Below are 12,382 nucleotides of genomic sequence, written 5' to 3'. Positions count from 1 at the left end.
GCGGGGAACCGCGCGTCCCGGGATCGCCGTTCCCCGCGGCGGCGGAAAACCGGCGGCACCGCCGCGAAATCCGGTAAAGGCCGCCTCGGGCCCGTCCGATTCGCTTCCGCGTGATCGCCGACGCCTGCGGCGATTATCGGAACAAGCCCGCGAAACGGGACAGAGCATCACAATGCGCGTCCGCCGACACGCCGACACCTCGGGAAATTCACGCCGCCGCGCTGAATCACTGATGCAGGTCGCCCGATTTTTACCCGGAGCCGCTTTCTGCGCTGTGGCAGGGCTTCCGACGTGCGACGAGTCAGGACAGCCGCCCGATTTATCATGAAAAATGGCCGAGTAGCCGCCCGCTGTTTTTTACAATTACCGCGCCGCTTGCGCGAATCTCCCGCATGTCGGACAACGGTATTGAGGTCGACCATGAGTAGGGTCGGACATGCAGGCGCGCCAGCATCGAGGTGCTCCTTTACTTTGAACTGCAGAAAGAAAAGGACCGCTTTATGATAGACGTCGGTCACCCACGGTCTCTCCAACGTAATGTCGGTCGTTCATGGCTGACGGCAGCTCTCACGGGCGCTCTCGCGATGGGCGCACTCGCCGCGGCACCCAGCAGTGCGAGCGCGATCACCGCCCCGCAGGACCTCGGCACGAAGGCGGCATCCCTGCTTCCGGCCGGGCCCGTGAAGCCCGGGTTCACCGTCACCGTCCGGCGGGCCACCGCCACGACCACGACCCTGACCTCGTCGCACAACCCGTCCCGCCGCGGCGAGTCGGTCACCTTCACCGCCACGGTGACGGCGACCGGCACCGCCATCCTTCCTACCGGCAAGGTCGTCTTCCGCAACGGCACGGTGGAGCTCGGCACCGCCGACCTGCTCAACGCGGGCCAGGCGACCCTGACGACCAGCACCCTGGCCGAGGGCAGCCACACCATCACCGCCCAGTACCTCGGCAACGCCTCCTTCGACCCCAGCACGGTCGCGACGCTCGTCCAGCGGGTCGAGGCGGACGGCAAGGCTGACGGCAAGAAGGACGGGGAGGACAAGTCCGACCACGATGAGGACTGGGACGAGCAGGACAGTCCCAAGGTCATCCACCACGAGGACGACGACGAGCACCACTGCCGGCGTCTGAAGGACGCCGAGGACCGTCACAACATCTCCGCGCACCACACCAAGGAGGAGTGGGAGCGGCTCCGTCGCCGCTGCGACAAGTGGTGGCACGACGACGACAGGACCATCCTGCTCGACAAGGGCATCCGCCGGCACATCGAGGGCTGGTTCGACCACGGCGGCGGCCACCGCGAGTACTGGGACTCCCGCCGTCACAGGTGGGTGCCCATGCACAAGCACCACTACGAGAAGCCGTACCACAAGAAGCACTACAAGAAGGAGCGGCCGCGGCCGGTCCAGCACTTCGCCGTCACGGGTTGATCCACCGTTTCGGGGCCACGAGGGCCTGTCCACCAACGCGGACGGGCCCTCCGGCTCGCCCCCCATCGCTCGCCCGCCCCGAACCCGCCCTCCGTACCGCCTCCGGCGACTTCGGACATCCGGCCGAGACCCACCCCTGTACGCGAAGCCCACGGAGAACACGCAAGAAGTCCCGAACCTCTGCCAACTCCCCGCGCTGCCGCGCACACCACACCGACCACCACCCCCTCCACCCACCTCCCTTGACCGGACACCGCTTCCACCCGCTACCGCCCCAGCCTCGACACCACCCTTCACGGGCGCCGTCCTCAACCAGGCAACGCCTCAAACGGCACCGCCCTTGAACCCGACGCCGGCCTCGACCGGGCACCGCCCCCGCGACCAGCCATCACCTGGCCGGCCCCGACCGAGCAACACCCGGCCGGCCCCGACCCGGCCGATCCCGTCCTTCTTGCGAACCGCGAAGAGCAGCAGCCAGTACTTCCGGGGGTCCCATGTACGTTCGCCGCCGATCCACGCGCACCTTCGTCATCGTCGCCGCGGTCGTCACCACGGTCCTGCTGGGCCTGGCGATGCTGGTGATCTTCACCAACTGGAAGTTCGACCGGGAACTCGCCACACCCCCGGCCACGCCCACGCCGGCCAAGCCCATCCCCCCGGCGAAGGTGACCACCAAGCAGCTCGCCGCCCTGCCCCGGTCGACGACGTGGACCACGATCAGCAAGGCGGAACCCGACCCGCAGCGCTTCGCCCCCGGCGACGGCCGCGTCGTCCACCCGCGCGCGCCCAAGGTGGTCTACGCCGAGCCCGGCGGCCCGGCCATCGCCGTCCTCCCCACCACCCAGCTCGACAACCCGACCTGGCTCCCGGTGGTGGAGTCGCGTCCCGGCTGGATGCGCGTCCTGCTCCCGAGCAGGCCCAACGGGTCCACCGGCTGGATCCACACCGGCGACGGCAGGACCAAGGAGTCCCGCAGCCCCTACCAGGTGCGCATCGACCTGTCGGCACGGAAGCTGACCGTGCTCAAGGACGGCCAGGAGACAGGGTCATGGCAGGTCGCCATCGGCACCAAGCAGACGCCCACCCCGGTCGGCCGCACCTTCCTGCTGGCGACGCTCTCCCCGGCCGACGTGGACTACAGCCCGGTGATCCTGCCGCTCGGCGCACACTCGGAAAAGCTGAAGACCTTCGACGGCGGCCCCGGCACCGTCGGCCTGCACGGCTGGCCCGACAAGAGCGTCTTCGGCCAAGCCGTCTCCCACGGCTGCGTCCGCCTCCCCAAAGCAGCCCTGGACGCCGTAACCCACCTCCCCCTAGGCACCATGATCCTCATAACCGAATGACCCATCCCACCCAAGACCTGATGTAAGAGCCATGCCGGCGACCGTGCCGACGGCGGCGGGTGCTGGGCGTATGTCCATGGTCGTCGCGGCGTCCGCCGAGCCATCACCACACCCGCCCCAACCGAGACCAGCACATACCCCCGCTCCATCCCGGACCAGCACATTTGGCGCCGCGGCGGCGGGACGATGTACGGCGAGGCCGGCGCCACCTTACGGCGTCCAGCCTGTCACCGTCCCCCCTCCCCGCACCAGTCAGCGGCCAAATCAACGCACAAGGAAGCAAGGATCGGCGTATCACGCCTTATCAGGTGGCCGTAGCCGCTTGGCGGTAGGCGCCGGGGGTCACTCCGTAGCAGCGGGTGAACCATCGGGTGAGGTGGCTCTGGTCGGTGAAACCGGTCGCCGCGGCGACGTCCGCCGCCGAGCGTCCCTGAGCGAGCAACCGCCGCGCGGCCCGCAGCCGGAGCTGCCGCTGGTAGTCGCTGGGCGCCATCCCGTACGTCTCCCGGAACGACCGGTACACGGCGAACCGGCTGCGCCCGGCCGCGACGGCCAGATCATTCGCCGAGACCGCTCCGCCGTCCAGGTCGTGCAACAACTCTCGCACCACGCGCGCCGTGCCGATCTCGCCCCGCCGCGCCATGCCTGCGGCGTCCGATCGCCCGGCCTCCGAGTCGAACGGGAGACGTCCCCACCTCCCCAGGGTCACCGGCAGGCGTCCGGTCGCATGGCGCGCCATGGCGAGCACGGTCGAGTCGAGCAACTCCTCCCGGCGTAACGCCGTCGCGTTCCCCTCGCCCACCAGGGCGGCGTGCAGCCGCCGCAACCGGGCGGCCATGGCCGAGTCGGCCACGACGGGCTCGGTGAACAGCGGCAGGCCGACGCTCCGCCCCACCGCCTCCCCCAGCACCTCGGCGACCAGTTCGGGCCCGATGTGCAGCATCCGATAGGTGAAGCCCGCCTTTTCGGTCGCGTGCCCGTCGTGCGCGTCGTCGGGGTTGAAGACCATCACCATGCCGGCCGCGCTCGTGCGGGCCGCACCCCGGCAGGTGAAGCTCTGCGCGCCCTCCTCGGTGACACCGAAGGAGTACGTCTCGTGACTGTGCCGGTGGTAGACGTGCCGCTCGAAGTGGGCGTGCATCCCCTCCAGCGGCCGATCCGCCGCCCGCCAGTACCGCGACCAGTCCCCTCCCACACCCCCATTCTGTATCCGCCCACCTACGATCCCCACCTATCCCACGACCTCCCATGCCGACGCCCCATGCGGACGCCCCATGCGGACGCCCCATGGCGACGTCCCCGTACCGACGACGTCCTCGTCCCTTCCCCGTCCGGTCCTCGTCCGGCGGCCCGCACCGGCGTACAAGACGCGGCGCCGTGGCGACCGCCAAGCTGCTCACCATGCGTTTCGACACGAAGATCGCCATCGTCGTCCGCGGGGACCTGGCCGTCTGGCAGAAGCTCAACGTGACCGCGTTCCTGGCGAGCGCCGTCGCCGCCGCCTCCGACGAGGTCATCGGCGAGCCGTACGCGGACGCCTCCGGCAACGCCTACCTGGCCATGTTCCGCCAGCCCGTCCTCGTCTACGCCGCCGACGCCGAAGGCCTCACCCTGGTGCACACCCGCGCTCTCAGCCGAGGTATCCCCACAGCGGTCTACATCGAGGACATGTTCAAAACCGGCCACGACGAGGCCAACCGCGCCACCGTCCAGGCTCACCCAGCCGAGACCCTCCCCCTGGTAGGCCTCGCCCTCCACGCGCCCCGAAACCTGCTGGACAAAACCCTCAAGGGCCTGTCGCTCCACCCCTGACCGTGGGAGACGCGTGGGTAGCCGCGCCGCCTGGTGGCGACCAAGCCCCGGCATCGGTTGTTCCACCAGTAAGATCGGAAACGCCACCCTCGGCGGACTCAGAATCGACGCCGCCCTGCGCCTCCACCTGGCCCTGTGATCCGACATGAACTTCGACGAACCATGGCCCGCCGACGCGGAAGAGGCCACCGTCCTCCAGTCCCGGCTCCGCCGCTCCGTCACGCACACCGGCCCGGCCGTCTCCGACATCCGGCGCCTGGCCGGCCTCGACGTCACCTACAGCAAGGACGACGACCGGCTCATCGCCGCCGTGGTCGTGCTCGACGCCGCCACACTGGAGGTGCAGGACGTCGTCGTACACGAGGACAAGCCGAGCTTTCCCTACCTCCCCGGCCTGTTCTCCTTCCGCGAACTCCCCCCGCTCCTCGCCGCTCTGGAGAAAGTCGACCCGCTGCCCGACCTGCTGATGTGCGACGGCCATGGCTTGGCACACCCCCGCAGATTCGGCCTCGCCTGCCATCTCGGCGTGGTTACCGGACTACCGACCATCGGCGTCGCCAAACAGGCGCTCATCGGCCAGTACGAGGACCCAGGACCCGCGAAGGGAGACCGGTCACCGCTGACCGACGAGGGAGAGCTGATCGGAACCGTCCTCAGAACCGCCGACCAGGTCAAACCAGTGTTCGTGTCCATCGGCCACATGATGAGCCTGGAAAGCGCATGCGAGGTGACACTGAACAGCACACCGCACTACCGCATCCCCAAGCCCATCCGCATAGCCGACCAGGCCTCACGCCGCACCCTAAAATCACGACAGAGCCACCCCACCAGATAACCCGCGGCCATCATTCGTCCGGCCATGTCTCCATCCGAGAATCACGCCGAGTCATCTACCAGTAGATGCATCTAAACACCAGACATCCGACCAGAAGACTATTTCCGTTTCAGCCATATCGACGAGTGCCAGCGCCCGCGATCCCCTGCGGAGGCGAATCGATATGAGTCGGACATCATCAGCTTCATACTCTCAAAGAAAGCGGAGAAGCCTCTCCACCTCACTGAGCAGACTGGCCAGACCCTCAAGTGCGACTTTCCGTGCTATCGCGCGAACAGCCATGGAACGGAAAGCATCGGCCAACACGTATCACCCTCCCCAGCAGTCTGGCTGCCGCGGACCCCATCTGCTGGCGCGGCGTTTGTGATGTCACAGAGTGACGCGGCCGCACGCGCCGTCGGCGCTTCTACGCCATTCATGGCCTACGTCGATAAGGCGATTGAAGCGCAAAGCCGACCGATAACCGCACACAGCGCAACAACAGCGCCACACCTTCCTACACGCCAGCGGAAATGACGAGTCGAACATGCGGCACTACATTGCGCACACCCATGTCTGTCGAACTTGTCGACACACAGGGAATGTGACTCATACTCCGATCTTCGTCGACCCCTACTCTGCAAATCGCGTGTCAGAAGTCGAAGACGGCGCCGGCGGTGGCTTTGAGTTCGCAGCGGTTGCCGAAGGTGCGTTCGTAAGAGAGGCGGCTGCTGTCCCACAGGCCGGCGCCGTAGACGGTGACGGGGTCGTACTCCTTGGTGCACTTGGTGTCCGGGGCGACATGCAGCTCGTTGAGGTCGGCCGAGACGCGTTCGAGTTGCTTGCAGGCGTCGGCGGCCTTCGGGTGCGAGCCGGCGGACGGGGAGCACTGCAGCAGGACGGCCTTGTCGGCGGGGGTGGGCGACTCGCCCCGGGCGACGGTCAGCAGGAGGACACGGCTCACGCCCTTGCCCGGCGCCTCACGGACGGCCGGCGCTTCGCGGACGTCTGGTGCTTCGCGAACATCCGGAGCCTCGCGGACGGGGGGTCCGAAGGCGGTCTCCTGGATCGGGAGCTGGAAGATCGCGCTGGTCGCCGGGCCGTCCGGGAGGGGACGTGGAATGGCGGCGGTGTCGGCCGTGTCGGCTATTGGCGTCGGCGACAGGGCCGCCGCCGCGCCCAGAAGTAGGACCGCGCAGGTCAGGCCCATTGCGAGGCGTCGCATGTGTCTCCCCGATCTCTTGTGTGACGTTGGGCGGTCGGCATCCTCCCGCCTGATGGTCGATGTCGTTTTTGTGCCGTGCCGTCACGCTCACGCTCGGGGGGGCGCCGGCCATGCGCCTCGGGCCCGCGGCACGGGTCCGGAGGAGCTGGTCGACGAGCAGATTTCGACGTATCAGGTATCTCTCCGGTTCCACCGGTTTCATAACAAACCGGTAACACACTGGCCGATTTGTCCCATTTGGGAGTCGGTGACCAAGATCGTCGCAGTAACGTCTTCGGGTCTCTTTACGTACGCATGGGTCCCTCCCGGGCAACCCATGACATAGAAGGAGCTCAATGAACACCCGAGCAAAGCGCCTGATCCTCCCTCTCGGTGGGGCCCTCGTCGCCACCGGCATGATCAGCGCGACCCTCACCACCACCGCCAGCGCCGAGACCAAGCCCACCCCGGTCAAGTCCGGCAAGCTGGCCCACAACGGGACCGACGCGAAGGCCATCGCGGGCGCCTGGACCCCCACCAAGCTCAAGGCGGCGACGCACTACAACGAGGACTCCTCGCTGTCGGCGAAGCTGAAGAAGAGCACGAGCAAGGCCTCCGCCGACGGCAGGGCCGGTGCCATCGCGCCGACCGGCGACGGTGACAAGTCCGCGGGCAAGTCGAAGAACGTCAACCTGCCGACCAACGTCGGCAAGGTGTTCTTCCAGGTCGACGGCAAGCCCTACTGGTGCTCGGGCACCTCTGTCCAGTCGAAGTACCACAACCTGGTCGCCACGGCCGGGCACTGCGTGTACGACACCGACAAGAACACCTACGTCGACAACTTCGTCTTCATCCCCGGTTACTACAAGGGCAAGGCGCCGTGGGGCATCTACGTCGGCGCGAAGGTCAACCTCCACAACGACTTCACGGTCTACGAGGACTACGACTACGACTACGCCTTCGTCAACGTCTACGACGGCATCAAGCAGACCGGCGAGAAGACCGTCGCCAAGGAGACCTACGACGCCTACAAGGGTCCCAAGTGGGCCAAGGACGTCGAGATCACCAAGGACGAGTACCAGAAGAAGGTCGACGAGAAGGGCGGCGAGACCGCCGACGCCTGGTCCAAGTCGACCGGCTCCGAGACCGTTCTCCCCTGGGGCACCGCCGGCGGCCAGCGGGTCCTGAAGGAGGTCACCAAGGACGAGTACGACAAGGCCCCCGCGGCCAACGCCAAGGTGAACTACGCCAAGGCGCCGGCCAAGACCGCGACGGAGATCGTGGACGAGGTCACGTACAAGAACTACAAGGGCCCCGGCTACAAGAAGATCGTCGACTCGGCCTACACCATCACCCACTACTACGTGAAGTACTGGGTGAAGAAGGCGACGACGGTCAAGTACTACAAGACCGTGTTCACCATCAAGACCTTCGTGAACGCGGGCCGTCTCGGCGACAACGTCGGCGGCCAGGGCTTCACCTGGAACCGCAGCACGAAGGCCAAGCAGTTCAGCTTCGGCTACCCGACCGCCTCGCACCTCGACGGCAACAAGGCCTACACCGGCGAGACCATGAAGTGGTGTTACGGTCAGACGGCCGCCGCTCCCGCCGTGGCCAAGTACAAGGCCGAGGAGCAGCTCGCCATCAAGTGCGCCTTCACCCCCGGCGCCACCGGCGGCCCGTTCCTCATCGTGTACAAGAACGTGAACCGGACCGGCTACCTCAACGGTGTCGTGAGCCTGACGCTCGACACCGACGGCAACGGTCGCTACGACCACATCACGACGCCGTACTTCAACAGCGACACCTACGGCGTCTACAAGGCCGCCGCCAACCAGTGGACCGGGAAGCTTACGACGAGCTGACCGCCCCTGCGGCAAGGTGGGGGGCCCGGGCGTGTGCCCGGCCCCCTACCGGGCAGTCTGTCGGTCCAATGCCCTATAACGAAGTGAACCCAGGTCAGCCAAGTACGGTGCCGCAGGGCAGATGATCTGGAAAAATCGCCCTTCACTGTTGTCTGCTGACGTCTGAGCCTAGGAAGGTACGAAATGCCCCCCCGAGCGAGGCGGTTCGCGCTCACTCTCTGCGGCGCTCTGTCCGCCGCGAGCGTGATCCTGTCCGCGGGTCCGGGGTCCGCCGGGGCGCTGGCCGAGGCCCGCTCCGCGCCCGCCGGCATCAAGTCCGTTCCCCTCGCCCAGAACGACGCCGACATGCAGAAGGTCGTCGACTGGTGGACGCCCGACCGGTTGAAGCGCGCCAGCAGCTACGCTCCCCAGACCTCGACCGCCGGCCCGAGCACGAGCGGGACGAGCGGCGCGGGTGCGGCCACCGGCACGAAGACCGCCGGCGGTACGGCACCGGCGGCGAGCCGCGCCGCCGCCAAGGCGGACACCACCATCAGGACGCCGGCCGGCACGAGCGCGGTGTCCGGCGTGGTCCCGCCCAAGACGGCTTCGCGGACGCTGAACTCTCGCAACGTCAACCTGCCGCCGACGGTGGGCAAGGTGTTCTTCCGCAACGGCACCACCGAGTACTGGTGCTCGGCCTCGTCCGTGCACTCCAAGTACGGCAACGTCGTCGCCACCGCCGGGCACTGCGCCTACGACGTCAAGCATGGCAGGCCGGTCGACAACTGGATCTTCATCCCGTCGTACTCCGACGGGCGGACGCCGTACGGCGTCTACGTCGGGCACACGCTGTACCTCAACGACACCTACGCCGCCACGGGCGACTTCGACTTCGACTACGCCTTCGTCACCGTCCACCGGGGCTACCGGTGGGACCCGGACTACGACGCCAACGGCTCCCCGAAGAAGGACGCCAAGGGTCTGCCGATGTACACGCGCGTGGACACCGGGGTGCTGGAGAACAAGGTCGGCGGCCAGGGCTTCGCCTGGAACAAGGGGTACGTCGTCGCCGCGTACGCCTTCGGTTATCCGGCCGGCCCGCACCCGAACGGCACCAGGCCGTACGACGGCCGGACGATGGAGTCCTGCCTCACCCGCGCCACCAAGAAGATCTCCACCGAGAAGTGGGAGCTGAACGGCGGCGTGCTGTTCCGAGGCTGCGCGTTCACGGCCGGCGCCAGCGGCGGCCCGTGGGTGATCAAGTTCAGCAGGATCAAGCGCATCGGCTACCTCAACGGCGTGAACAGCCTGACCTGGGACCTGGACGGCGACGGCCGCTACGACGGGGTGTCCTCGCCCTACTTCGACAAGGCCACCTACCTCGTCTACTCCTACGCGTCCCGCCAGAAGACCAGCTGATCCGGCCGCGTTTCAGGCCGGCGTGCCAGAGACTCCTCGGCCGATGCGGTCATCTTTCGTTCACGCTGCCGTGCCGGTAACCCGGCTGATCGGCCGACCGGGCTGATCCGGTCGCGTTCTCGTCCCGCCGCCGCACCGGGAACCTGATCGATCGCGATCGACTCATTTCCCTGGCGGCGCCGCCGGGGCCGAGAGCCTGATGGAACCGGCCTCCCCAGCGGTGTACCGCTCCCACCCACACCACGGCGGCAGGCGCCTGTCGCAGATCTCGATGCTTTGGCGCGTTCCCCTGGGACGGGCATGCGGATGTGGCCCGTTCCATGCCGCGATCGGTGCGAACGTATGGGCGTTTCGCCGTTCTCTCCCGCGCGCGAGCCCCTTAGACGCGAGCAGTCGCCGAGTTGGCTCCACAGGATCCATGTGATCTGCGTCACACCCGTTGGAACGTGGTCGGCCGTCGGTTGACTGCCGTCACATATGCCCCACCCACCCCACACGCCGTCTGATCAGCGGAAATGGGGCCAGGACGGGCGAACTTGACAGAGCTTGTCGAGCGCGTCAGTGATCACAGGAAGATCACGAGGGACGAAGCCCCAAAATCACCACGATTCCGGTTACCGCCACCAAGATCTTCTCTGTATCTTCATGGCTATCCCTTTACTGACGCATGGAGCGCAGGAAGCGTTCCACGCCAGCCCAAGGAGTTCCCTTGAACACCCTCAAGCGTCTCGCCCTCCCGCTCGGTGGCGCTCTCGCCGCCACCAGCATGATCGGCGCCACCCTGGTCACCTCGGCCAACGCGGCGACCGCCCCGGCCAAGAAGACCGTGAGCCTGGCCTCCGCCAGCAGCGCCCAGAAGATCGCCAACTACTGGAAGTCCAACGGTGGCGCGAACCTGAAGGCCGCCGCGCAGTTCACCGGCGCCGAGCAGACCACCCAGAAGATCAAGCTCGGTGGCGGCGACGCCAAGCCTGACGGCAAGGCCGGCGTGATCGCGCCGATCGGCCAGGAGAAGGTCACCCCGACCAAGGTCAAGAACGTCAACCTGCCGAAGACCATCGGCAAGGTGTTCTTCACGGTGGGCGACAAGGAGTACTGGTGCTCCGCGTCCTCCATCCAGTCGAAGTACCACAACCTGGTCGCCACCGCCGGACACTGCGTGTTCGACGAGGGTGTCCAGAACGGCGCGCTCGACAACTGGGTGTTCATCCCGGCCTACTACCAGGGCAAGACGCCTTACGGCATCTACGTCGGCAAGGCCGCCTACACCCACTACGACTTCGCCGTCTACGAGGACTACGACAGCGACTACGCTTTCGTGACCGTCTACAACGGCATCGCCTACGCCGGCGAGAAGCAGGTCACCAAGAAGACCTTCGACGCCTGGGGCGGCTACAAGTACGGCAAGGACGTCGAGATCACGGAGAAGGAGTACAACCAGCTCCGTGACGAGTTCGGCGCCGACGCTCCCGTCTTCGCCAAGGCCGACCCGAACTCCGAGAAGGTCGTCCCCTACAGCACGCCGCTCGGCCCCAAGGACGGCGGCATCGTCAAGCTGTACACCAAGGAAGTCACCAAGGACCAGTTCGAGGCTGCCGGCAACGGCAACCACAACTTCAACCAGGCGAACTACAAGAGCTACCCGCAGGTCGCGGCTGACATCGTGACCAAGGAGCAGTACGACGCCTACACCGGTCCTGGCTACAAGAAGATGGTGGACGGCGCTTACACCATCCAGCACTACTTCGTCGAGTACAAGGCCATCGTCTCCCCGGGCGCGACCAAGTACTTCAAGACGGTCTACTTCATCGAGTACTACAAGGACGCGGGTCGCCTGGGCGACAACGTCGGCGGCCAGGGCTTCACCTGGAACCAGAAGGTCGGCCAGCCGGTCTACGCCTTCGGCTACCCCGCGGCCCCGCACCCCGACGGTGACAAGCCGTTCACCGGTGTGACGCCGAAGTGGTGCTACGGCAAGACCTTCGCGGCGGCCGCCTCCGCGAAGTTCAAGGCCGAGGCTCAGATCGGTCTCAAGTGCTCCATGACCGCCGGCTCCTCCGGTGGCCCCTGGATCCTCAAGTACAGCAGCACGAAGCGTCTCGGCTACATCAACGGTGTCACCAGCCTCATCGGCGACGCCGACGTGAACGGCCGTATCGACTTCAGCACCTCGCCGTACTTCGACACCGAGACCTACTCGATCTACAAGTCGGCCGCCAACCTCTGGTCCGGCTCGATCGTCACCAAGGACGGCGACGTCGTCACCAAGGCCTGACGTTCTAGCCAGCTAGAGCACAGCAGTCCTTAGCGGGGCCCGGCATTCGTGCCGGGCCCCGCTTCGCGTTCGTCCGGGGTTCCCCATCGTGGGTCGTCTGAAAGAAGCGGCGTGGGGCACCCGCGAGGAGCTCGGCCGGGAGCGTCGAGCGGAAGCCAGGAGCGGGATCCTCCGAGGGGCGCCGAATCGGTGGCGCGAGTCGCGCGCAGAGGGCGTCGTTGGAGGGCTTCGGGGG

The 12,382-nt window shown here is 66.9% G+C and carries 9 protein-coding genes; 7 read left to right on the top strand and 2 right to left on the bottom strand.

What is annotated here, in order from left to right:
- The first annotated feature begins 584 nt into the window (after positions 1 to 584).
- Positions 585 to 1,433: an Ig-like domain-containing protein gene (locus ACZ6QO_RS18550; RefSeq protein ID WP_465852126.1), complete on the top strand. Its 849-nt coding sequence runs from the start codon at positions 585 to 587 to the stop codon at positions 1,431 to 1,433.
- A gap of 494 nt (positions 1,434 to 1,927) precedes the next feature.
- Entirely contained in the window at positions 1,928 to 2,776 is an 849-nt protein-coding gene (locus ACZ6QO_RS18545; RefSeq protein WP_465852124.1) for a L,D-transpeptidase, read from the top strand.
- A gap of 304 nt (positions 2,777 to 3,080) precedes the next feature.
- On the opposite strand, the gene ACZ6QO_RS18540 is transcribed toward ACZ6QO_RS18545, so the two are convergent.
- Positions 3,081 to 3,971 (bottom strand): AraC family transcriptional regulator, encoded by an 891-nt coding sequence (locus ACZ6QO_RS18540; RefSeq protein ID WP_465852122.1) that lies wholly within the window; start codon positions 3,969 to 3,971, stop codon positions 3,081 to 3,083.
- A gap of 182 nt (positions 3,972 to 4,153) precedes the next feature.
- On the opposite strand from ACZ6QO_RS18540, the gene ACZ6QO_RS18535 reads away from it, so the two are divergent.
- Positions 4,154 to 4,588 (top strand): DUF2000 family protein, encoded by a 435-nt coding sequence (locus ACZ6QO_RS18535; protein WP_465852120.1) that lies wholly within the window; start codon positions 4,154 to 4,156, stop codon positions 4,586 to 4,588.
- Positions 4,589 to 4,733: 145 nt separating this feature from the next.
- On the top strand, positions 4,734 to 5,423 hold the full coding sequence (nfi, locus tag ACZ6QO_RS18530; protein ID WP_465852119.1) for a deoxyribonuclease V: 690 nt from the start codon (positions 4,734 to 4,736) through the stop codon (positions 5,421 to 5,423).
- 631 nt (positions 5,424 to 6,054) lie between these two features.
- Here the strand turns inward: nfi and ACZ6QO_RS18525 are convergent.
- A complete protein-coding gene (locus tag ACZ6QO_RS18525; protein WP_465852117.1) occupies positions 6,055 to 6,627 on the bottom strand; it encodes an SSI family serine proteinase inhibitor in 573 nt (190 codons plus the stop codon).
- A 335-nt stretch (positions 6,628 to 6,962) separates the two neighbouring features.
- Here ACZ6QO_RS18525 and ACZ6QO_RS18520 point away from each other — a divergent pair, with 335 nt between their 5' ends.
- The 3 genes from ACZ6QO_RS18520 (at position 6,963) to ACZ6QO_RS18510 (ending at position 12,147) form a co-directional block, all read left to right on the top strand.
- Positions 6,963 to 8,471 (top strand): trypsin-like serine peptidase, encoded by a 1,509-nt coding sequence (locus ACZ6QO_RS18520; RefSeq protein ID WP_465852115.1) that lies wholly within the window; start codon positions 6,963 to 6,965, stop codon positions 8,469 to 8,471.
- A gap of 183 nt (positions 8,472 to 8,654) precedes the next feature.
- Complete coding sequence (locus tag ACZ6QO_RS18515; RefSeq protein ID WP_465852114.1) at positions 8,655 to 9,872, top strand: hypothetical protein; 1,218 nt, start codon at positions 8,655 to 8,657, stop codon at positions 9,870 to 9,872.
- A gap of 709 nt (positions 9,873 to 10,581) precedes the next feature.
- Positions 10,582 to 12,147, top strand: coding sequence for a trypsin-like serine peptidase (locus tag ACZ6QO_RS18510; protein ID WP_465852112.1), 1,566 nt, complete (start codon positions 10,582 to 10,584; stop codon positions 12,145 to 12,147).
- Positions 12,148 to 12,382: the final 235 nt, after the last annotated feature.

This window comes from Sphaerisporangium sp. NPDC049457 (assembly GCF_055586705.1).
Note: the sequence above shows the minus strand (reverse complement) of the source record. Positions and strands in the feature narration are given on the sequence as shown.